The sequence below is a fragment of the Salinivibrio sp. IB282 genome, from assembly GCF_001995685.1.
GTDB lineage: Bacteria > Pseudomonadota > Gammaproteobacteria > Enterobacterales > Vibrionaceae > Salinivibrio > Salinivibrio kushneri.
This window is the reverse complement of sequence record NZ_MUET01000018.1, coordinates 59,198-81,451: the sequence shown is the minus strand read 5'-3', so window position 1 is coordinate 81,451 and position 22,254 is coordinate 59,198. Positions and strand designations below refer to the sequence as shown.

At 51.1% G+C, this 22,254-nt stretch carries 23 protein-coding genes; 7 read left to right on the top strand and 16 right to left on the bottom strand.

Annotated elements, in window-relative coordinates:
- Positions 1-64: 64 nt before the first annotated feature.
- The 6 genes from hemW to BZG14_RS06025 all read right to left on the bottom strand — a co-directional run bounded on the left by hemW (position 65) and on the right by BZG14_RS06025 (position 4,585).
- Positions 65-1,216: a radical SAM family heme chaperone HemW gene (gene hemW, locus BZG14_RS06050; RefSeq protein WP_077608239.1), complete on the bottom strand. Its 1,152-nt coding sequence runs from the start codon at positions 1,214-1,216 to the stop codon at positions 65-67.
- A gap of 3 nt (positions 1,217-1,219) precedes the next feature.
- Entirely contained in the window at positions 1,220-1,816 is a 597-nt protein-coding gene (locus BZG14_RS06045; protein WP_069362081.1) for an XTP/dITP diphosphatase, read from the bottom strand.
- Positions 1,817-1,844: 28 nt separating this feature from the next.
- Positions 1,845-2,285, bottom strand: coding sequence for a DUF4426 domain-containing protein (locus tag BZG14_RS06040; RefSeq protein WP_077486878.1), 441 nt, complete (start codon positions 2,283-2,285; stop codon positions 1,845-1,847).
- Positions 2,286-2,439: 154 nt separating this feature from the next.
- Positions 2,440-2,994, bottom strand: a complete 555-nt coding sequence (locus tag BZG14_RS06035) for a YggT family protein (protein ID WP_069362083.1) — start codon at positions 2,992-2,994, stop codon at positions 2,440-2,442.
- Between the two features lie 16 nt (positions 2,995-3,010).
- On the bottom strand, positions 3,011-3,829 hold the full coding sequence (gene proC / locus BZG14_RS06030) for a pyrroline-5-carboxylate reductase (RefSeq protein ID WP_077608238.1): 819 nt from the start codon (positions 3,827-3,829) through the stop codon (positions 3,011-3,013).
- Positions 3,830-3,883: 54 nt separating this feature from the next.
- A complete protein-coding gene (locus tag BZG14_RS06025; protein WP_077608237.1) occupies positions 3,884-4,585 on the bottom strand; it encodes a YggS family pyridoxal phosphate-dependent enzyme in 702 nt (233 codons plus the stop codon).
- Positions 4,586-4,608: 23 nt separating this feature from the next.
- Between BZG14_RS06025 and BZG14_RS06020 the strand changes: the two genes are divergently transcribed.
- Positions 4,609-5,625: a type IV pilus twitching motility protein PilT gene (locus tag BZG14_RS06020; protein WP_077608236.1), complete on the top strand. Its 1,017-nt coding sequence runs from the start codon at positions 4,609-4,611 to the stop codon at positions 5,623-5,625.
- Here the strand turns inward: BZG14_RS06020 and ruvX are convergent.
- The 6 genes from ruvX to metK all read right to left on the bottom strand — a co-directional run bounded on the left by ruvX (position 5,622) and on the right by metK (position 10,248).
- On the bottom strand, positions 5,622-6,050 hold the full coding sequence (gene ruvX, locus BZG14_RS06015) for a Holliday junction resolvase RuvX (protein ID WP_077608235.1): 429 nt from the start codon (positions 6,048-6,050) through the stop codon (positions 5,622-5,624). The genes BZG14_RS06020 and ruvX overlap by 4 nt on opposite strands.
- Complete coding sequence (locus tag BZG14_RS06010; protein WP_077608234.1) at positions 6,047-6,613, bottom strand: YqgE/AlgH family protein; 567 nt, start codon at positions 6,611-6,613, stop codon at positions 6,047-6,049. The genes ruvX and BZG14_RS06010 overlap by 4 nt, the downstream gene beginning before the upstream one ends.
- An 88-nt stretch (positions 6,614-6,701) precedes the next feature.
- Positions 6,702-7,646: a glutathione synthase gene (gshB, locus tag BZG14_RS06005; RefSeq protein WP_077458999.1), complete on the bottom strand. Its 945-nt coding sequence runs from the start codon at positions 7,644-7,646 to the stop codon at positions 6,702-6,704.
- An 18-nt stretch (positions 7,647-7,664) separates the two neighbouring features.
- Positions 7,665-8,396 carry a 16S rRNA (uracil(1498)-N(3))-methyltransferase gene (gene rsmE / locus BZG14_RS06000; RefSeq protein WP_077608233.1) on the bottom strand — a complete coding sequence of 244 codons (732 nt, stop codon included), beginning with the start codon at positions 8,394-8,396 and terminating at the stop codon, positions 7,665-7,667.
- Between the two features lie 98 nt (positions 8,397-8,494).
- Positions 8,495-9,022 (bottom strand): SprT family zinc-dependent metalloprotease, encoded by a 528-nt coding sequence (locus BZG14_RS05995; protein ID WP_077608232.1) that lies wholly within the window; start codon positions 9,020-9,022, stop codon positions 8,495-8,497.
- Positions 9,023-9,093: 71 nt separating this feature from the next.
- On the bottom strand, positions 9,094-10,248 hold the full coding sequence (metK, locus tag BZG14_RS05990) for a methionine adenosyltransferase (RefSeq protein WP_077608231.1): 1,155 nt from the start codon (positions 10,246-10,248) through the stop codon (positions 9,094-9,096).
- A 308-nt stretch (positions 10,249-10,556) separates the two neighbouring features.
- On the opposite strand from metK, the gene epd reads away from it, so the two are divergent.
- The 4 genes from epd (at position 10,557) to mscS (ending at position 15,061) form a co-directional block, all read left to right on the top strand.
- The gene (epd, locus tag BZG14_RS05985) at positions 10,557-11,561 is read left to right on the top strand and encodes an erythrose-4-phosphate dehydrogenase (RefSeq protein ID WP_069362153.1); all 1,005 of its coding nucleotides are present in this window, start codon (positions 10,557-10,559) and stop codon (positions 11,559-11,561) included.
- Positions 11,562-11,633: 72 nt separating this feature from the next.
- A complete protein-coding gene (locus tag BZG14_RS05980) occupies positions 11,634-12,800 on the top strand; it encodes a phosphoglycerate kinase (protein ID WP_069362095.1) in 1,167 nt (388 codons plus the stop codon).
- Positions 12,801-12,953: 153 nt separating this feature from the next.
- Positions 12,954-14,030: a class II fructose-bisphosphate aldolase gene (gene fbaA, locus BZG14_RS05975; RefSeq protein ID WP_077486873.1), complete on the top strand. Its 1,077-nt coding sequence runs from the start codon at positions 12,954-12,956 to the stop codon at positions 14,028-14,030.
- A 173-nt stretch (positions 14,031-14,203) separates the two neighbouring features.
- The gene (gene mscS / locus BZG14_RS05970) at positions 14,204-15,061 is read left to right on the top strand and encodes a small-conductance mechanosensitive channel MscS (protein ID WP_077608230.1); all 858 of its coding nucleotides are present in this window, start codon (positions 14,204-14,206) and stop codon (positions 15,059-15,061) included.
- A gap of 56 nt (positions 15,062-15,117) precedes the next feature.
- On the opposite strand, the gene BZG14_RS05965 is transcribed toward mscS, so the two are convergent.
- Positions 15,118-15,708 carry a LysE/ArgO family amino acid transporter gene (locus BZG14_RS05965; protein ID WP_077608242.1) on the bottom strand — a complete coding sequence of 197 codons (591 nt, stop codon included), beginning with the start codon at positions 15,706-15,708 and terminating at the stop codon, positions 15,118-15,120.
- A 301-nt stretch (positions 15,709-16,009) separates the two neighbouring features.
- On the opposite strand from BZG14_RS05965, the gene BZG14_RS05960 reads away from it, so the two are divergent.
- The gene (locus BZG14_RS05960) at positions 16,010-16,708 is read left to right on the top strand and encodes an oxidative stress defense protein (protein WP_077608229.1); all 699 of its coding nucleotides are present in this window, start codon (positions 16,010-16,012) and stop codon (positions 16,706-16,708) included.
- Between the two features lie 78 nt (positions 16,709-16,786).
- Here the strand turns inward: BZG14_RS05960 and BZG14_RS05955 are convergent, their stop codons facing one another.
- The 3 genes from BZG14_RS05955 to BZG14_RS05945 all read right to left on the bottom strand — a co-directional run bounded on the left by BZG14_RS05955 (position 16,787) and on the right by BZG14_RS05945 (position 20,603).
- Positions 16,787-18,334 (bottom strand): alanine/glycine:cation symporter family protein, encoded by a 1,548-nt coding sequence (locus tag BZG14_RS05955; RefSeq protein ID WP_077608228.1) that lies wholly within the window; start codon positions 18,332-18,334, stop codon positions 16,787-16,789.
- Between the two features lie 237 nt (positions 18,335-18,571).
- The gene (gene srmB, locus BZG14_RS05950; RefSeq protein WP_077608227.1) at positions 18,572-19,795 is read right to left on the bottom strand and encodes an ATP-dependent RNA helicase SrmB; all 1,224 of its coding nucleotides are present in this window, start codon (positions 19,793-19,795) and stop codon (positions 18,572-18,574) included.
- A gap of 103 nt (positions 19,796-19,898) precedes the next feature.
- Positions 19,899-20,603 (bottom strand): tRNA1(Val) (adenine(37)-N6)-methyltransferase, encoded by a 705-nt coding sequence (locus tag BZG14_RS05945; protein ID WP_158011731.1) that lies wholly within the window; start codon positions 20,601-20,603, stop codon positions 19,899-19,901.
- Positions 20,604-20,911: 308 nt separating this feature from the next.
- On the opposite strand from BZG14_RS05945, the gene brnQ reads away from it, so the two are divergent.
- Positions 20,912-22,216 (top strand): branched-chain amino acid transport system II carrier protein, encoded by a 1,305-nt coding sequence (brnQ, locus tag BZG14_RS05940; protein ID WP_077486867.1) that lies wholly within the window; start codon positions 20,912-20,914, stop codon positions 22,214-22,216.
- The last annotated feature ends 38 nt before the right edge of the window (positions 22,217-22,254 follow it).

The following is a 22,254-nucleotide window of genomic DNA, read 5'->3' as shown; positions in this document are numbered from 1 at the left end:
CCAATCGCCGCTGGGCAGGTAAAGGTGCCTAAACAATAGGCACCTTAACACACAGTTTGTTGCACTAGTCAGTTAAAAAAATGGCCAAAAGATCGTTGAGAAAGAGCTTACCTTTAGCGGTTACTTGCCAATGTGTCTCGGACTCCGCGAGCAGACCTTGCTCAAGGGCTTGCGTCAAAGGGTGGCTGAGATGATCGAGGGGCAACCCGGTACGGGCAACAAACTCGGCTTTCGGGCAAGGCTCGAGCAGACGAAACCGATTCATAAAGAACTCAAACGCGAGATCCGTCTCTTTCACCCACTGGCTATCAGTGAGATAGGCTTTTTGTGGATCGAGGTAGCCGCGCGGATGCTTCACTTTCACCGTTCGAAGCAGGCGAGGCTGATCGCCATTGGGTAAGGTGAGTTTGCCGTGGGCGCCACAACCTATGCCCAAATAGTCACCAAAACGCCAGTAATTGAGGTTATGGGCGCATTGATGACCGGGTAAGCTGTAGGCGGATGTCTCGTATTGTACGTAGCCAGCGTCGGTAAGCAGCTGATGCCCGCGATCAAAAATGTCCCACAAGGTATCTTCTTCTGGCAGAGTGGGTGGTTTGGAGTAAAACTGGGTGTTGGGCTCGATGGTCAACTGGTACCAAGACAGATGTGGCGGCTTAAGTGCAATCGCTTTTTCTAAGTCACTCAGAGCCTCTTGCTCTGACTGGTTGGGCAAACCATGCATCAAATCAAGGTTAAAGCTATTTAATCCCGCTTGATGGGCAAGGTGGGCGGCCCGCTCTGCTTCTCCAGGGCCATGAATGCGCCCCAAGCGTTCGAGCTTATCAGCAGAAAAGCTCTGCACCCCGATAGAAATCCGGTTAACGCCTGCTTGTCGGTAGCCGATAAACTTATCGGCCTCCACGGTGCCAGGGTTGGCTTCCATGGTCACTTCCAGGTTGTCACTGACGGGAAGGCGTGCCTTAATGCCATCCAACAGACGTGCTATCTGTGAAGGCGACATCAAGCTTGGTGTGCCGCCTCCAATAAAGATCGAATGCAGTGGACGTGTCGCAACTGAAGGGTAGGCGGCAAGATCAGTATCCAAATCCTCGAGCAGCGCATCAATATAATCCTCTTCCGGGATCTCACCTTTTTGGGTATGCGAGTTAAAGTCGCAATAGGGACATTTTTGTACACACCAAGGAATGTGTACATACAGACTCAATGGGATCATGGCTTATTGCGACGCTTTTAAGGCTTGGAACAGGGCGTTAAGTGCTTGTCCGCGGTGAGAACGTTGTTTTTTCTCGGAAGCGGGCATTTCTGCTGCGGTACACTGCTGATCGGCAGGTAAAAACACGGGATCGTAGCCAAATCCGTTGTCCCCTTGCGGTGCTTGAGCGATTTGCCCTTCCCACACCCCGTGACAGACCAGTGGTGTTGGGTCATTCGCATGGCGCATATAAACCAACACGCAATGGAAGCGAGCCTGGCGTCCATCATTGTCTGTATCATGCAAAGCTTCTAACAGTTTAGCGACATTGTCCGTATCACTGGCTGTTTCACCGGCGTAGCGGGCAGAATACACGCCCGGCGCACCGTTTAACGCATCGACTTCTAAACCTGAATCATCGGCAATGGCGGGGAGGCCGGTCACTTTGGCCGCATGACGCGCCTTAATGATGGCATTTTCGATAAAGGTGGTGCCTGTTTCATCCGCCTCTTCAACGGCAAAGTCACTTTGTGGCAAGACGTCGAAACCAAATTCGTCGAGCAGTCCCGCCATTTCTTTTACTTTGCCTGCGTTCCCAGTGGCCAACACAACTTTCTTCATCACAGTTACCTATTGGGTTATAGCCCGACTACGGGGCATCGACGTAAAACGTATAATTATAGTCAAAGGACGCATTGCGGTTTCCTTCGGCGTTGAGATCGATGTGAAAGCGATACGTCTCTTCATCATCGGCGGCGAAGGTAGCGATATAATAGATCGCGTCACCTTCTCTGATCTCGGTAAAGTCTAGATCACGACTGTTTCCGACCAAGTTTTTGACTTGTCCGGTGACCTCGGCGGCAATCGCCGGTTTTCCCAGTTGCATGGTATCGAGAACGGCAATGTTGACCAAGCCTCGATAGCCACTCCGGGTAATGTCGTACTGCTGAGCGATTTCGGGCGTTAAGAAAGTGGTCGAGAGCGTGTTGTAATGCACTTCCAACTCACCGATTTCTTTAAACTGACCTGCCCATGCTGGGGAGATAGCCACGGTTAATATGACGCTGAGCGCTGCAATTATCTGACGCATAATCTTTCCTTGTGATAAAGCGAAGTGAGGGTCGCTATCAATACGTACGGGTGCCTGAGTACGATCCGCCTTACATCGTTGGCACCCGTGAAATCCCGTAAGCGGTGCAAGCTATGGCGATAAGTCGAGGATGACTTAGCGCGTGGCGATTCGCTTACAGGGCATACCAAATCGGGCCGATAAAATCGCCGATAAGCATATTGATAAATTGGAGCGCGATAAAGATCACCAGAATACTGAGATCGAGCCCACCGAGGGGAGGAATAATACGGCGTACTGGCGCGCACACGGGCTCGGTCAGTTGGTGAAAAACATACTCTACTGGGTTGTTGCCTTGGCTGACCCAACTCAAAATAGCGCGCAGGATCAGCACCCAGAACAGCAACTTACCCGCGGCTTTCAGTAAGGCGATGGCGGAGAAGAGGAACATGCCTGAACTCATCGCGAAGGGGTTACCGGCGACTAAATCCAGTACCACAAATTTGGCCACCATGAGTAAGTAAGCAAACAGCACCGTTGCCAGATCCAAACCACCGAGTGCCGGGATCATACGACGCAACGGTCCAACCACAGGCTGGGTCGCTTTGACGATAAATTGAGAGAAGGGGTTGTAAAAGTCTGCGCGCGCCCATTGTAGCCAAACGCGTAGCAGCACCACCATGATGTAAAGATCAAACGCGGTGTTGATCAGAAAGGTCATTGCATTCATATCGTTGCCTTAGTGATTAAAATTCTTGTTCCATTTGCTCGGCGCGGCTGACTGCCGCCTTCATGGCCTGTGCCACTATATCGCCAATGTGGTGCTGGTCGAAAACACGTAACGCTTCAGCGGTTGTGCCGCCTTTTGAGGTGACCTGCTCACGCAATTGGCCAATGGTTGTGTCCGTATTGCTGACAACCATTTCTGCCGCGCCTTTTGCGGCTTGCTGAACCAGCTGCCTGGCTTGCTCGTCGCTAAAGCCTTGGCGGATAGCTTCTTGCTGCATCGCCTCCATAAAGCGAAAGAAGTATGCCGGTGCGCTGCCTGCAGCGGCAATCACACCATTCATTTTTGCTTCCTCGTCGACACAGCAGACTTCGCCGACGGCTTCCATCAAGGCGGTGGCATAGCGTTTATCCGCGTCAGTGACTTGGCTCGACGCAAATAACCCGCTCATTCCTTGTCCGACAAGAGACGGTGTATTCGGCATCACACGTACTAGGTTAAGTGTGGTACCTGCCATCTCGCACAGACGGTGAGTACTGATGCCGGCTGCAATTGAGATCACCAATTTTGATGACCAATCGACGGCCGATAAATCGCTTAAAACCTGCGCCATTAATTGTGGCTTGACCGCCAAGACAATGACGTCTGCTGCTTGGCAGGCATGCAAGTTATCACGGGTGGTTTGGATGCCATAATCCGTGCTCAGCACGTCGTCAGGGTGAGCGCTGGGTGATGAGGCCGTTATCGCTTTAGTGGGATAGCCTGCATTCACCAGGCCAGCTATGATAGATCGCGCCATATTACCGGCGCCAATAAAGGTAAGGGAGCGATGTTCCATGAAAAGCGTTCCTGTTGTTCTCGTCATTATTTGGGGTTTATCACGACCGCTTTGTTAGCGATAGTCTCGCGCGCCAAAAATTGCGGTGCCGACACGCACCATGGTGCTACCACACGCAATCGCCGCTTCCATGTCACCACTCATGCCCATCGATAAGGTATCGATATCGGGCGTCTGCTCACTGAGCGCATGAAACGCATTGGATAAAGGCTCAAACGCGGCGCATTGTCGCTGATAGTCCGTCTCAGGCTGTGGAATAGACATCAATCCTCTGACATTCAGGCCGGGTAGGGCTCGGATATCTTCAATGAGGGCGATGGCGTTATCCACGGATAAGCCCGACTTTGATGCCTCGCCACTGGTATTGACTTGTACCAGGACATTGAGCGGCGGTAAATGGGTCGGACGCTGCTCGCTCAGGCGTTTAGCAATCTTCAACCGATCGACAGAATGCACCCAGTCAAAGTGCTCTGCAATTAACCGTGTTTTGTTGGACTGAATGGGACCAATAAAGTGCCATTCGATCGGTGCCGCGGGGGGATGCTCGGCAAAATACTCGACCTTTTCCACCCCTTCTTGCACGTAATTTTCCCCAAACGCCCGTTGCCCCGCGGCGATGGCATCTGCGATCGCCTCGATAGGCTTGGTTTTGCTGACTGCAATTAATTGCACTGAGTCGGCGAGTCGGCCGCATTTTTGGCTTGCGTGGTCTATCTGTTCCCTGACCTGTTGAATATTGTTCTTAATATGACACATACCGGATTCTGCAAGGAAAATGAATGGATATTAATGAGCTACTTGCGTTTAGTGTAAAGCATCGCGCGTCAGATCTACATCTTTCTGCGGGGGTGTCGCCTATGGTGCGGGTAGATGGCGATATGCGCAAGCTTAGTCTGCCACCGCTGAGCCACCAAGCCGTGCGGGAACTGGTACTGGCAGTGATGGGCCCTGAGCAGCAGCATGTTTTTGACAACACATGGGAAGTCGACTTTTCCTTTGAACTAAACTCGGTGGCGCGTTTTCGCGTCAATGCGTTCCACCAGCTACATGGCTGTGCGGCGGTCTTTCGTGTGGTGCCCACCGCCGTACCAAGGCTAGAGGATTTATCCGCGCCGCCACTTTTCAGTGAGCTGGCTTTGCTACATCAAGGTTTGGTGTTGGTGACTGGGCCGACAGGCTCGGGGAAGTCGACCACATTGGCGGCGATGATTGCGCAGATTAACCATCACCAACAAAAGCATATTCTGACTATCGAAGATCCGATTGAATTTATCCATCCGTCCGAGCAAAGCTTGGTGAACCAGCGCGAGGTCAAGCGTGATACGCAGTCTTTTCAGCAAGCCTTGCGCTCAGCGCTGCGTGAAGACCCAGATGTGATATTAGTGGGCGAGCTACGTGACTTAGAAACCATCCGTCTAGCGTTAACCGCGGCAGAGACCGGGCACTTGGTGTTTGYGACCTTGCACACCGCTAGCGCAGCGAAAAGTGTCGATCGTATCATTGATGTATTTCCCGGCAGCGATAAGCCCTTGGTGCGTTCGATGCTGTCGTCCTCACTGCAGGCGGTGATTTCTCAACAACTGGTCAAAAGCACCCAAGGTCAGCGTGTTGCTGCTTATGAAATTATGACGGTGACATCAGCGGTTTGTAACTTGATCCGAGAGGATAGAGTGGCGCAAATCGCCTCCATGATGCAAACTGGTACCGCGCATGGTATGCAGACGATGGCGCAAGCGATGGCCCAGCTCGAGAAACAAGGGGTGATTGCACCGCAGGCGGCGATCTCGCCCAGTTAATCTGTGTATAGACGCTCGAACCAGCTTTCGATAATCACCACCGCAGATTGGGCGTCGACGGCGCCTTTGCCTAGGGCTTTATAACCACCACGGGCAAAAAGATCCGCACGCGCTTCACGGGTAGACAGGCGTTCATCGTGCAGCTCGACGGGGTAGCCGAAACGCCCGTGTAGGCGGTTGGCAAATTTCTTTGCTCTCGGTGTGATGGTCTCTAACGGTTGACCGTTTAAGTCGAGCGGCAAGCCCACCACCAGATAATCGGGTTGCCAGTCTTTGAGTATGGCTTCGATATCATCCCAGTTTGGGATCCCGTCTCTCGCTTTTAAGGCGCATAGCGGGCGAGCCGTGCCGGTTAGTGATTGGCCAATGGCGACGCCAATGCTCTTGACGCCGTAATCAAATCCCATAATGGTCTGTGCGTTCATGCATGTCCTACTTGTGAAGAAAGGTTTGCCGCGTCGATACCGAGCTGATCGAGCGCTTTTTGCCAGCGTTGGTGAACGGGGGTATCAAAAATGACCTTGGGGTCGGCTTCGAGTGTCAGCCAGCTATTGTCGGCCAATTCCTGCTCAAGCTGGCCCGGCTCCCAGCCGGCATAGCCCAGCGCGACCAGAAATTGCTCTGGCTGTTGCTCGGTGCCGAGAATCGAGAGAATGTCTTTGGAGGTGGTGACCGATAGCTGATCAGACAGCGGAATACTGGTGCCGTACTCACAGGTTGCAGGGTGCAGCACAAAGCCTCTGTCCTCAGAGACGGGGCCACCAAAAAGGACGGGTTGAGATAGGCTCTCTGTGGTAGTCGACAAGGGCAGTTGTCGCTCGACCTCAATTTGATCCAGCATTTTTCCCACTGAAAAGTTGATCGGGTGGTTAATCATCAGCCCCATTGCCCCGTCATGGCTGTGCTCACACACATAAATAACGCCATGATGAAAACGGCTATCAGCCATACTGGGCATCGCGATTAAAAAATGATTTTTCAGATCCATATCGCCGTCTCCTGTGGGGGCGCGTACTTTGAGTATGCGCGAAAATGGATGTTTTAGATAATGAAGGCGCAGAGAGCGCCTTCTTTTCTTAGGCGCAGCGTCTAGCAATCGCCTCCATTAACATGTCACCAATAGAAATGTCATACGCGGCATCAATCTCGCGAATACAGGTTGGACTGGTGACATTGATTTCCGTTAATTTGTCGCCTATCACGTCGAGGCCAACAAAGATTAACCCCTTTTCTTTGAGGGTAGGGGCTATGGCGCGCGCGATGGCCCAGTCAGTCTCTGACAGAGGACGYGCTTCGCCGCGACCGCCTGCCGCTAAGTTGCCACGGGTTTCACCCTCAGCGGGGATCCGCGCCAAGCAATAAGGCACGGGCTCTCCATCAACAACCAAAATTCGCTTATCGCCGTTGCTGATATCGGGCACAAAGGTTTGCGCCATGCAAAAACGTTGACCATGTTCGGTAAGGGTTTCGATGATCACACCCAAGTTGGGGTCGCCTTGTTTCACTCGGAAAATCGAGGCGCCGCCCATGCCATCAAGCGGCTTTAAAATCACGTCACCATGTTGTGCTTGGAACGCCCGGATTTCATCAGCGCGGCGAGTGACCAAGGTGGTGGGCGTGTGCTCTGGGAACCAAGCCGTGTACAGCTTTTCATTGCAGTCGCGTAGGCTCTGTGGCTTATTCACAATCAACACACCGGCCTGCTCAGCGCGTTCGAGCATGTAAGTCGCGTAAATGTACTCGGTATCGAACGGTGGGTCTTTGCGCATCAAAATGGCATCAAATTCCCGTAGCGCGAGGGTTTGCGTTTGCTTGATTTGATACCACTGTTCTGGGTTATCCATCACGGTGACGCTGTGAGTGCGGGCATAAGGGTCACCTTGTTGCATCGACATGTCATCCATCTGAATGTAATGCAGGTCCCAGCCGCGCTTTTGTGCTGCCAGCATCATGGCAAACGTGGAGTCTTTTTTCACACTGATGGCTTCAATGGGATCCATCACTATACCTATTTTCATCATTTTTCTCCTGCTTGCCAGTTAACCCAGGTCGCCAAAACGGACCTGCAAGGCCGTGAYGGCAGTCAGTGCCGCGGTTTCTGTTCGCAGCACGCGTGGGCCCAATAGGATTTCTTCAAAGTTGTGTTCGCGTGTCATCGCAATCTCGTCATCAGATAACCCGCCCTCCGGGCCAATCAGTAAACGCAGTTTTTGAGGCGCGTCAGGAAGCGTGTTGATGGAGTAGGAGGCACGCGGATGCAGGTTTAGCTTCAAGCCTTCAAATGTCTGCTGACACCATGTATCGAGATTGATCACCGGATTAATGGTAGGGACGACATTACGGCCGCTTTGTTCGCAGGCGCCAATGGCGATTTTTTGCCATTGTTGGCGCTTTTTCTCGAGTCGCTCAGCATTGAGCTTGACGCCGCAGCGAGCTGACAAAAGTGGGGTGATGGTATTCACGCCTAACTCGACCGACTTTTGAATGGTAAATTCCATCTTTTCGCCGCGCGAAATCACTTGGCCTAGTTCAAAGTCAAGTGGTGACTCGACACTGTATGATTCGCGAGCGGTAATGGTGGCAGACACCTGTTTTTTACTCACTTGTGTCAGTGTGGCAGGAAATTGCGCGCCGCTACCATCAAAGAGCAAAATGGGCTGCTCTGCCTGCATACGCAGGACGCGACCGAGATGGTTCGCCGCTTCATCGCTTAAGATCACCGTGCCTTGTTCGGGTAACGGTGCTGGGTGATAAATTCGAGGAATTCGCATTGTGCTCGTGTTCCATGTTCAAGTCGCCCTCAGTGTAACATGACCAAAGGGACGATAGGCTCTGTCACTACTATGGGGACGAGGGACGAAAAAGCAAACTATTCTGATCCTTCACCACTGCGTGTCAGTGGCTGTTGGCAGCGGTTGCAGCGATAGATGGCTTGGCCGCGTTGTATTTTATTGTGACGGCGAATGGATAAGGCGACAGGCCCGCAATCACAGTAGTAAGCAAAGGTTTTACCCTGCACGGCGCTGATATCAAGCTGGTGGGTGGTATTGGCAGGGGCGTTAAAGACCTGGGTCATCAACGAACGCCACTCAGGACCATGCGGTTTCACCCGACCGTATAACGCAAAGGTGACCAAATGACAGACTTCATGAGGGATCACTTCGTCAAAAAAGGTGTGTGGTGCTTGTAGCAAAAGAACAGGGTTAAACCGGACGCGCCATTGTGCTGGATGCGCAGTACCGGCAGACTTGCCCCGCAGTGTAAAGCCAACCACGGGGTAGGTCAGCTGGGTGCCCAATTGCTGGTTAGCCACATCAATACATTGCTGGGCGCGTGAGAGCGCTGCCTGTTGTAATGCATGAGCGGATTTTTCTGGGGTGTCATAAGCACAAGACATAAGTGGTCGTCCTTGCTGCGATCAAAAAAGGGAAGCCGAGGCTTCCCTTAAAAGCACTGAGTCGCCTAAGGTTACCCGAGCTTGGCAAAGTCGCGCAACAGCTCCGCTTTGTCGATTTTCTCCCAAGGGAAGATGTCGCGACCAAAGTGGCCATACGCAGCCGTTTGCTTATAGATAGGCTGTAACAAATCCAGCATTTCTTGCAAACCATACGGGCGTAAGTCGAAGTGCTCACGTACCGCTTTAATGATCACCGCTGGTGCGACTTTTTCAGTGCCGAAGGTCTCGACCATGATGGACGTCGGCTCGGCGACGCCAATCGCGTAAGACAGTTGAATTTCACAACGGTCGGCAAGGCCTGCGGCAACAATGTTTTTGGCCACATAGCGCGCGGCGTAAGCGGCAGAGCGATCCACTTTTGAGGGATCTTTTCCTGAGAACGCCCCGCCACCGTGACGGGCTGCCCCGCCATAGGTGTCAACAATGATCTTACGGCCTGTCAAACCACAATCGCCCATTGGCCCGCCAATCACAAACCGACCCGTTGGGTTAATGAAATACTTGGTGTCTTTGGTCAGCCATTCCGCCGGCAACACAGGCTTGATGATTTCTTCCATCACCGCCTCGCGCAGATCCTCGGTTGAAATACTGTCGCAATGCTGTGTAGAGAGCACGACGGCATCAATACCGGCAATTTTGCCGTTGTCATACGCAAAGGTGACCTGGCTTTTCGCATCTGGGCGTAACCAGTCTAAGGTGCCATCTTTGCGCACTTGCGCTTGGCGCTCCACCAAACGGTGTGAATAGGTAATAGGAGCTGGCATCAGCACATTGGTCTCATTGGTGGCAAAGCCGAACATGATCCCTTGGTCGCCAGCGCCCTGATCTTTCGGGTCGGCGCGATCAACCCCTTGGTTGATGTCTGGGGATTGTTTACCAATGGTATTCAATACGGCGCAAGAGTTGGCATCAAAGCCCATATCAGAGTGGATATAGCCAATATCTTGAACGGTTTGACGAGTAAGCTCTTCGATATCGACCCATGCCGAGGTCGTCACTTCCCCGCCTACCATTACCATGCCAGTTTTAACATAGGTTTCGCAGGCGACGCGTGCTTTGGGGTCTTGCTCAAGGATGGCATCCAAAACAGCATCAGAAATCTGATCTGCGATTTTATCAGGATGGCCTTCAGAGACGGACTCTGAGGTAAACAGGTGCTTAGCCATGTGACACTCTCATTGATTATCAGGGAAACTGACGATACGTATTAACGCGCACCGCCGATCATCTCAGATGTTTTAACTTCTAGACGTCTATTTTATTCGCAATTGTGATAAACGCAAGTCAGATGATGCATATGGGGTTTATTAAAGTATAGCAAAGGCGAGCATTTAGGAGAGTTACCAAGCCTTAAGTCATCACAAGGCGAAAGGAGACAAAGCGTATACAGCTCTTGGTTGAGATCACACAACACGTGCGTCTTTTACGTGCTTGAGATACACTGTGCGTCATCGTTAAACGAGCACCGATGGACATGGCATTAAGAGTCGCAATTAATGGATTTGGTCGTATAGGGCGCAGTGTATTGCGAGCCCTGTATGAGAGTGGCAAGCACGATCGCATTCAAGTGGTCGCGATTAATGAGCTCGCAGAGCCCGAGGCGATGGCGCATCTGCTGCAATATGACTCAAGCCATGGTCGGTTCGGCTGGCCGGTTTCCTATAACCAAGAACACTTGTTTGTCGCCACCGACAGCATTCGTCTGCTTCACTTACCGGAACTTCAGCTTTTACCTTGGCGTGACCTTGATGTGGATATTGTCTTGGACTGCACGGGCAAATTTGGTACGCGTCAAGATGGGGAGGCCCATATTGCTGCGGGCGCTAARAAAGTCCTTTTCTCTCACCCCGCCAGCCAAGACGTGGATAGAACCGTTATTTACGGGGTCAATCATGATGCATTGACCGCCGATGACCGCATTGTTTCCAATGGTTCTTGTACCACTAATTGTATCGTCCCGGTGATCAAAGCCTTGGACGAACACTTTGGGATTGAGTCCGGCACCATCACCACCATTCATTCTTCAATGAATGACCAGCAGGTGATTGATGCGTATCACTCTGATCTGCGCCGCACACGTACTGCCAGCCAGTCTATTATTCCAGTGGATACCAAACTCCATGTTGGAATTGGTAGGATTTTTCCGAAATTTTCTGACAAATTTGAGGCGATCTCGGTCCGTGTGCCGACGATAAACGTGACAGCGATGGATTTAAGTGTCACTGTACGTACTAAAGTGAAAGTTAATGACGTAAATCAAGCTCTGCAGACGGCATCTCGATGTACATTAGACGGTATACTGGATTATACCGAAGCGCCCTTGGTATCGATTGACTTTAACCACGACTCGCACAGCGCCATTGTCGATGGATCGCAAACACGGGTCAGTGATCACCAGCTGATTAAAACGCTGGTTTGGTGTGATAACGAGTGGGGCTTTGCCAACCGAATGTTAGATACCACACTTGCCATGGCGTAATAGACGCAAGCGTGGGTGGGGTGTTGCCCTGATTAAATCAGTTTCAATTTGCAACCTTATAGCGAGGACCATATGTCTGTAATTAAGATGACCGACTTAGATCTTGCCGGAAAGCGTGTGTTTATCCGTGCTGATCTGAACGTGCCTGTAAAAGACGGTAAAGTGACCTCTGATGCACGTATTTTGGCATCATTGCCTACGATTAAGCACTGCTTAGAAGCCGGTGCAAAAGTCATGGTGACCTCTCACCTCGGCCGCCCTGAAGAAGGCCAGCCTGAAGATCAGTATTCACTGCAGCCAGTAGTGAACTACCTAGATGACGCACTTGATTGTCAGGTCAGCCTCGCGAAAGACTATCTAGACGGCCTTGAGCTTAACGCCGGTGAGCTGGTGGTGCTTGAGAACGTTCGCTTCAACAAAGGCGAGAAGAAGAACGACGAAGCGCTGTCTAAAAAGTACGCGGCACTGTGCGATATTTTTGTGATGGACGCATTTGGTACGGCTCACCGCGCCCAAGCCTCAACTCATGGTGTGGGCACGTATGCGCCTGTGGCTTGCGCTGGCCCATTGCTGGCTAACGAGCTTGAGGCATTAGGCAAAGCGATGGACAACCCGGCACGCCCAATGGTGGCGATTGTGGGTGGTTCAAAAGTGTCTACCAAGCTGACGGTACTGAAATCACTGTCAACCGTGGCAGACCAACTGGTTGTCGGTGGTGGTATCGCCAACACCTTTATCGCCGCTGACGGTCACAATGTTGGTAAGTCGCTGTATGAGGCGGACTTAGTCGACACGGCGAAATCTCTAATGGAAGAGTGCCATATTCCTGTTGCCACCGACGTGGCGTGTGCGAAGGCATTTGATGAAAACGCGGAAGCAGAGATCAAGCGCGTTGAAGATGTACAAGACGACGATATGATTTTTGACCTCGGTCCTGAATCAACCCAAGCGTTGGCGGACATTTTGAAAAATGCCAAAACCATTCTGTGGAATGGCCCTGTTGGCGTGTTTGAGTTTAAGAACTTTGAAGCGGGCACGGCAGGCATTTCAAAAGCGATCGCGGAGTCTGAAGGCTTCTCTGTTGCGGGTGGCGGCGATACCCTCGCAGCGATTGATAAGTTTGGTATCCAAGCTGATGTGTCTTACATCTCAACCGGTGGCGGTGCTTTCCTAGAGTTTGTTGAAGGCAAACCTCTACCTGCGGTAGAAATGCTGGAAGCACGTGCGAAAGACGCATAAACCAGATAATAAAACGGGAGTGACATCTCCCGTTCTTGCTTTCGTTTGACTACAATAGGCCGAGTCGTAAACGATTGCACCCGATTGATAAAGGTGCCTCAGGCATCTTTACTCAGTTCAGCAAAGACAACCCGAGTGAATAGGACAAGAGCCATGTCTAAAGTTTTTGATTTTGTAAAACCTGGCGTTATCTTTGGCGATGACGTTCAGAAAGTATTTGAAGTTGCCAAAGAGAACAAGTTTGCATTGCCTGCAGTCAACGTCGTTAACACTGACTCAATCAACGCAGTGATGGAAGCCGCGGCGAAAGTAAAAGCGCCAGTGGTTATCCAGTTCTCTAACGGTGGTGCGGGTTTCTTCCCGGGCAAAGGTCTGAAACTAGAAGGCCAAGAAGCGCAAATTAAAGGCGCTGTTGCCGGTGCGAAATACGTTCACGCGATGGCTGAAGTCTACGGTGTGCCTGTGATCATGCACACTGACCACGCAGCGAAGAAACTACTGCCGTGGATTGATGGCCTACTTGACGCGGGTGAAGCCTTCTTCAAAGAGCACGGCAAACCGCTTTTCTCTTCTCACATGATTGACCTGTCTGAAGAGTCGCTTGAAGAGAACATGGAAATCTGTGCCGAATACCTTGCGCGCATGGACAAAATGGGCATGACGCTAGAAATCGAACTGGGTATTACGGGTGGTGAAGAAGACGGCGTGGATAACAGCGATGTTGATACAGCTGATCTTTACACCAAGCCAGAAGAAGTGGCTTACGCATACGAAAAACTGTCAGCCGTCAGCCACCGTTTCACCATTGCTGCGTCATTCGGTAACGTACACGGTGTTTACAAGCCAGGTAACGTGGTACTTAAGCCAGAAATCCTACGTGAGTCACAGGCTTACTGCTCAGAGAAATTTGGTCTACCGACCAATGGTCTGAACTTCGTCTTCCATGGCGGCTCGGGTTCTTCTGAAGCACAAATTCAAGAATCCATTGGCTACGGTGTGATCAAAATGAACATCGATACCGATACTCAGTGGGCGACTTGGGATGGTATTCGTCAGTATTACCAAGACAACGAAGGCTACCTACAAACTCAAATCGGTAACCCGAAAGGTGACGATCAACCTAACAAAAAATTCTATGACCCACGCGTTTGGCTACGTAAAGGGCAAGAGTCGATGGTTGCGCGCCTTGAGCAAGCTTTCAAAGACCTCAACGCAGTTGACGTCCTGTAAACGTCACAACAGTGTTGAATGTAAAAGCCCGCCACTTGGCGGGTTTTTTTATATCTTCGTGATACTGACTCGTATCATTGCGGAGACATTTCGCGTGAATGAGATAGACAGCGACCAGTAAAAGGCTGTTAACATAGGGTTACCGTTTATCCCAACTTGAAGAGGGAAAGTGAATGAGTGAGGAAAACACAATGGTAGAGGGTGCTAAATGGGCACAGACTTGGTTGATGGATAATCAAGATCTGTTGACGCAGTACGGGGTGAACATTATTTCTGCGCTACTGATCTTGGTGATTGGTAACCTTGTGGTTAAAGGTTTAGCTAACTCCATGGCGGGTATCATGCGTAAGCGCAACATGGATAACGCGGTGGTGGAATTTCTCCACGGCCTCGTGCGTTACTTGTTGTTTGTGATCGTCTTGATTGCCGCGTTGAGCCGTGTGGGTGTACAAACGGCGTCTGTGATTGCCATCTTAGGTGCCGCAGGTTTAGCCGTGGGTCTGGCTTTGCAAGGCTCGTTGGCAAACTTTGCCGCCGGGGTATTAATCGTGATGTTCCGTCCGTTCAAATCGGGCGATTACGTCGAATTGGCCGGAGTCGCTGGCTCTGTTGAGTCCATTCAAGTGTTCTCTACGGTGCTCACTACCCCGGATAACAAAATGGTGGTGGTGCCAAATGGGTCGGTGATCAGCAGCCCAATCACTAACTATTCCAAGCATGCCACACGCCGTGTTGACTTGACGATTGGCGTCGCGTACAGCGCGGATTTAAAGAAAACCAAAACGGTGTTGATGGATATTCTGACCCAACATCCCTTGATTCTGAAAGATCCTGAACCCAATGTGGCGGTGATGACGTTAGCCGACTCATCGGTCAATTTTGTGGTGCGCCCTTGGGTGAAAACAGAAGACTACTGGAGCGTTTACTTTGAGCTGCTGCCAACCATCAAAGAAGCGCTGGACGAACATGGTATTGAAATTCCATTCCCGCAAATGAGTGTTCACGTCGAGCGCAGCGAGCGCCAAGCATAACCTCACGGTCGGTGATAGCCATTATGGATGCGGCAGCGTGGCCGCATCCCTGTTTTTTAACTCGCCAGTAAACGTGCGTAAAGGCCGAGTGCGAGCTTACCGGCCACGAATAACATCATACTCGCCATGAGTAGATCGAGCAGTCGCCGGATTGAGGGAGTGGAGAGCCACGGTGATAAGCGTGCGGCCCCTGCCGATAAGCCGTAAAACCAAAGGCACGATCCCATTAGGGCCCCAACAGTAAAAGCGACGCGTTCATCGAACGCAAATTGGCCACCAATTGCACCCAACACCACCACGGTATCGAGAYACACATGCGGATTGAGCAAGGTCACCGCCAAGGCGCCAATGATCACTGCGCGGCGGCCTCGACTCATGGTGGGGGCTTCCATTGACGCCTCTTGGTTGTGCTGACGTGCGCTCTGGATAAACTGCCACGCGTAGACACTCAAAAAGCCGATCCCTGCGAGCGTGATGGTATTGAGCAGTATAGGGTAACTTGCCAATAAGGCCCCTCCGCCAAAAATCCCACTTGAAATCAAGATAATATCGCAGATAAAGCAAATCGACGCTGTGGTCATATGGTGTTCACGGCTGATACCTTGGTTAATCACATAGGCATTCTGAGCGCCAATGGGAATAATCATGGTTAGGCTTAATCCTAAGCCCTGAAGGGCGACTAAAAAACTGCTCACGGTCTATTCCTTTTTCTCGTGTTATCCCCTCACTTTAAGCACAGAGACGCGTAAAGGGAACCGAATTTTCTTCATCATTGAAAGGATGCAAGCGTAGGGCGACAAGTCGCCGGTCACCATCAGCTTGATGTGGCATCATCAATGGCGTTGTTGATGTTTTGACATAAATCTGACGCAAGCGAGGGAGTCTTTTGCTGAAAAAAGAGTCTGACCTATAACCTCATGATAATTTGAATCCATGAAAGGAGAGAGAATGTGTAAGTTTAAAGCAATGCTTTGCCTGACTAGCGCCTTGGTGACAGCACCAGCCGCGATGGCCAATATTGATTTTCCGCATTTGGACATTACCGGTGTCGGGGAAGTGACGGCTGCGCCTGATATGGCCACGATTGATGTGGGGGTGGTGACCGAGCGAAAAACGGCAAAAGCGGCAAAAGCCGCATCCGACAAAGCGGTCACAGCGTTTATTAATCGGCTGTCGGCACAAGGGGTAAAGCGCGAACAAATCGAGAGTGCGCATATTCAGCTGTCACCGCGTTATCAACATGTCAAAGACAAAGCGCCTGAGCTGATTGGCTACCGTGCTGAGCGCCAGGTTACCGTGACACTTAACCAGCTCGATAAGTTGAATGCAGTGTTAGATGGGGCGCTGGGCGAGGGGATTAACCGAATCCGGCAAGTACAGCTAACCAGTAGTGACCAGTCGGCATTGAAAGATAAAGCCCGTGATGCGGCGGTCAATGATGCTAAAACAAAAGCTGAATCGCTCGCGAAAAGCATGGATATGCGTCTCGATGGCGTCTGGCAAATTCGCTATCGGTCCAGCAATCCACGCCCTGTGATGATGAATGCCGAGATGCGCAGCGGCAGCGCCGATGTCGCCGCAAGCTATCAAGATGCGACCATGCAGGTGCGTGATCAGGTTGATATTATTTTCCGTCTTGATGACTAATAGCCTTGTCGAGCACTGTGATCAAAAAAGGGCGCTGGTGCGCCCTCCCTTTTTTACCATTGATTCTGTGTTTGAATCTTATGCCGTTGGATTGATAGGTTTGCCATCGGCATCGGTGGTTTCACTGTCTTGCTTGCCATTACGACGCGCCAGACGTTGTTCCCAGTAATCGGCATTTTTGATGCCAAGCTTAACGGGATCGAAGGTGTAGGTTTCTACCCCTCTGGCCTGTTGCTCTTCATAATCTTTTAGCGCCTTAAGGGCTGGCTTAGAGATAAAGAAGATGATGATGATGCCAACAATGTTTAACCACGCCATCAAACCCACACCGGCATCACCAAACGCCCAAGCGAGGTTAGCACTCCGCACACAGCCATAGAACACGGCGGACATTAGCACCACTTTCAGCGCAAACATCATCCCTGGCACCTTGATCGTGCGACGCAGGTAGGCAATGTTGGTTTCGGCAATGTAGTAGTAGGCTAAAATAGTGGTAAAGGCGAAGAAGAAGAGCGCGAAGGCGATAAAGGGTTTACCTAGGCCAGGCATCGCTGCTTCAATCGCCAGCTGGGTAAATTCAGGGCTATTTGCCGCGACCGAAGATGCCAAGTTTTGCACGATATAGGCTTCACCCGGACCATGGACGTTGTAAGCACCAGTAATGATGATCATAAACGCGGTTGCCGAGCATACCAGCAGGGTATCGATGTACACCGAGAAGGATTGCACCAAACCTTGCTGAGCTGGGTGATCCACGTTGGCAGCCGCAGCCGCGTGTGGACCTGTACCTTGACCGGCTTCGTTGGAGTAAACACCACGTTTAACCCCCCAACCAATAGCTGCACCCGCACCTGCCATCGGTGTGAAGGCATCGCCGATGATCATAGAAACCACGGCGGGAATTTCACTGATGTTCAACAGAATGATGACAAACGCAATAATGATGTACGCCAATGCCATAAAGGGCACCACGATTTGCGTAAAGTGGGCAATACGTTTAACACCACCGAAAATGATGAACCCGAGCACGATGGAGATGAAGGCACCGGTAATCACTTTCGACACTTCAAGTGCACCAAACATCGCGGTATCAACCATGGCGCCAGAGCCAAACGCGGTTTCGACCGCATTACCAATCGCATTGGATTGTACCCCAGGTAGCATCACACCACAGGCGAGTAAGGTCGCGAGCGCGAAGAGGATGGCATACCATTTCTGTCCCATCGCTTTTTCGATGTAATAAGCAGGACCACCACGGAACTCACCATTGTCTTCTTCTTTATAAATTTGTGCCAAGGTTGATTCAGTGTAAGCGGTTGCCGCGCCTAGAAAAGCAACGACCCACATCCAGAATACCGCGCCAGGGCCACCAAAACCGATAGCGGCGGCGACGCCAGCGATATTACCTGTACCGACACGGCCAGAGAGTGATACTGCTAAGGCTTGGAAGGAAGAAATCCCTTTGGTTGAGCTTTTCCCTGAAARGAGGAGTCGCCACATTTCCGAGAAGTGACGGATTTGAACAAAGCGCGTCAGTATGGAGTAAAACAGTCCCGCACCTAAACAGGTGTAAATCAGAACCGGACTCCATATGATGCTATTTAAGAAATCGACAAACGATTGCATAGTGAGTTCCTTCTACTGTGTTTGCATCATGTTTTGTTGTTATCGCGAATAGCATCTTAAACTGATTTTCAGTTCAATTGTTAATATTTTGTGTCTTTATATTGCGCGATGTGTGAATCTGATCGTTTTGTGTTCAACAAAATGGACGCCGATAGCGAAAAAAAGGAGGCCTTTACGGGCCTCCTTGAGTAATTCCTTATATATCAGCGATTCAGTCAGGCTGACAGGTGTCTAGTTCTATTTGCGTTTTTTAGGCTTTTTGACTTTGCTCGAGTTTTTAACGCTTTGCTTCTTTTTTTTCTTCTTGTGCTCTGCTTTTTTATGTTTAGGCTTCAAGCCATCAATGGTTCGCTCTTTAATCTCTTCATCCATGTAGCGCGTGATCCTATCCATCATCGGTTGATCATGGGCTTCGACCAGTGAGATGGCAGAGCCTTTCTTGCCTGCGCGCGCCGTGCGACCAATACGGTGCAGATAGACATCAGCTGTGCGCGGGAGATCATAGTTGATCACATGGGTAATATCTGGAACATCAATGCCGCGTGCCGCGACATCCGTGGCCAGTAGGACCTTCACTTTTCCTTCGCTAAACCGGTTAATGGCATTGTTACGTTTCGCTTGTTGCATTTCACCTTGGATCCAGGCGCAATCCAGTTTTTGTGACTGCATATAATCACGAAGCTCCGCCAAGCGTTCACGTGTTTTAATAAATACAATCGCGCGCTCTGCCTGTTCGGTAACAATGGATGTAAGCAAGGCGCGCTTGTGGTCAAGATCATCACAGCGGTGATACCACTGGGTGATTTTCTTACGCTCGCGGCGTGGCGGTGTCACATCCACCAGCTCAGGGTTATCTAGCAGATCCTCGGTAAAGCCTGCTACCCCGCGCCCTTCTAGTGTGGCGGAGAAGAGCATGGTCTGACGGCGGCGCTGGCACTCATCAGAGAGTCGATTGACCGCATTCGCAAACCCCATATCGAGCATCCGGTCTGCTTCATCTAAGATCAGGCATTCAACGGCGCGGCAATCGAATCGCTCAGCTTCAATGTACTCCATCAAACGGCCAGGCGTTGCCACCACAATATCCTGTGTTTTACCCAGCTGCTCCGCGTGCTCTTGGTATGAAATCCCGCCGGTGATGGTGAAGATCTTAAGACTGGTATTTTTCGCTAATGCGCGCGCTTCATCAGCTACCTGAATGGCTAACTCACGCGTGGGGGTGAGAACCAGTACGCGACCTGGCCCGGGTTTTTGCCGCGGAAAGTCGAGTAAGTGCTGCAACATGGGCAGCAAAAAAGCCGCCGTTTTGCCGGTTCCCGTTGGCGCGGAGGCAAGGATGTCACGTCCATCCATACCGTGGGGGATAACCTCAGATTGGATCAGCGTAGGGCGCTGATAGCCCATATCGTCAAGTGCACTGAGCAGTTCTGGATCCAGCTCGAGTTCGGCAAAGCTTCGCACAGGTAATTCTCCAAGGATAGTTAAGCGCGGTATTATAGACGCAAATAGTGTAAATGGGCAGCGCGCCCAAGGCCAATGATAGCGAGGCGCTGCTCGATTTGGCTTACGAGAGTTTAAGGTAAAATGCTCGCGTCAGGTCGGCAAAAGCCTGCGTGTAGGCGCCATCTTGCTCGCGCACCGCGATCGTATCAGATCTGACCGCGCCCGTCGTCGGGCTTAGCGTGAATAATACGCGAGAGGGGGCTTTTTCCGGTGTGGGGCTGACCAACACGCGACGCTGTAAGTAAAGCCCTTGTGCTTGTGCATCTTCAATGAATGCATTGGCTTCTTTGGTGGGCAAAATCAGATCCGCACACCCTGTGGGGGCGAGTAACCGCTTTAGACAGGCAATAAGCGCGGGATGGCTTAAGGTACTGGCATGTCTGGCAACGGCCCGTTGTGGGTTGCTTGAAAGCGCACCACTGGTGAAATAAGGGGGATTGCAGACAATATGTTGCCACTGTTCGCGACACGCAAAGTCGTTAATATCACCGTGGTGCAATTGGATTTGCGCGGCAAACCGTGACGCTCTCACATTTAACGTGGCGCAGTGAAAGGCGGACGGATCGAACTCGACCGCCGTCAGCGATAGATGAGCAAAACGTTGTGCTAACATCAGCGCTAACAAACCGGTTCCTGTCCCGATGTCCAAGCTGTTGCTCGCCGTCCCAGGCTGAGCCCAAGCGCCTAGCAGTACACCATCTGTACTGACTTTCATGCCACAATTGCCGTGGTCGATAACAAATTGTTTAAAGCGAAATTGGCTCATGTGTCCTGCACTCTGGCGACGTAGTGGCATCAAGAGTTAGCATTTTTGTCTTTTGTGTAACCACTATGTTATCGATATTGATCGTTAAAAAATACCATGGATAACATGATAGATAGTTTATTGAGCTGATTGTTATTGCTAAAGCAGAAGATCACAAGGTTTTTTGTCAATGCCTTTACTGTGACTATGAACTTCTTCATTATTCTGCGCTCTGCCCATCGTCTGAAACAAAATATTATAAATGAGCGTTTCAGCTGGGTGAAACATTATTGATTGCAAACACTATCTTCAAGCTGTAGGTATACATCGTGACTAAACGTTTAAAATTAGTAGATATTTTAGCGTTAGGTTTTATGACCTTTGCCTTTTTCTTAGGCGCTGGAAATATAATCTTTCCCCCACAAGCTGGCATGTTAGCCGGTGATCATTACACCGCCGCGATGATCGGATTTTTGATCACCGCGGTCGGTCTTCCTTTAATCGGTATTATTGCGGTTGCAGTGGCAGGCGGCGGCTGGAAGGGCCTGACCCGTGATCTGCCAACGGGTGTCGCGACACTGATGGCCGTGCTGATTTTTATCATTATTGGCCCTGCTTTTGCCGCCCCTCGCGCCGGACTGGTTGCCTATGAAATTGGTTTTAAACCTTTTTTATCTGCGCCAGGACAGTTAGAGCTGGGCGCTTTCTCTGTAGTCTTTTTTGCCGTCGCGATGTTTTTCTCGCTATCTCAAGGCAAACTGATTGATACCATCGGTAAGTTCTTGACGCCCCTGCTCTTCGCGGCGCTCGCGATTTTGGCTATCGCAGTGATCATCAATCCTCAAGGCGACGTGGTGGCCGCGCAGGGTAGCTATGTTGAAAACGCGCTGACAACCGGCTTTTTGGAAGGTTATAACACCATGGATACCTTTGCGGCCTTGATGTTCGGCATGTTGATTGTCGATGTGATCCGCAAAAAAGGTATCGAAGACAACAAAGCAACCTGCATGTACCTGATTTACGCCGGTATTATTGCCGCGGCTGGATTGGCGTTTGTGTACGTGTCGCTGTTCTATTTAGGCTCAACCGCCAGTGTKGTGGCGCAAGGGACGCAAAATGGCGGCGAAATCATGGCCGCTTACGTGGATGCACTGTTTGGCCCGGTCGGGCAAATGATCCTCGCGGCGATTATTGGCCTGGCGTGTTTGACCACTGTGATTGGGTTGGTGAGTGCGTGTGCCGATTACTTTAGCTCGCTCACATCATGGACGTATCGTCGCTGGGTGGTCGTCGTCGCGACTGTCTGTGCGGTGGTGGCCAATGTGGGTCTTAAACAGCTTATCGCTATTTCTATTCCTGTCTTATTCGCATTATACCCGGTTGCGATTGCACTGATTGGCTTGACCTTCATCCGTCGCTGGTTACCAAATCCAGCGCTAGGTTATCGCCTCGTGTTGGGCGTGGCATTGCTGTTTAGCTTGCTTGATGCGGCAAAAGTCATGGGCGCTGACATGAGTGCCTTTAGCTTCCTACCGCTGTTTGATGTCGGTATGGCCTGGCTGCTGCCCACACTGGTGGCAATGGGCGTGGCAAAGTTTGTTGGATCACGTGCTAATGCGCTAGCGGAAGCCTAATCATGTTGACCGCGACATAGTCGCGAAGAAAAACCGCG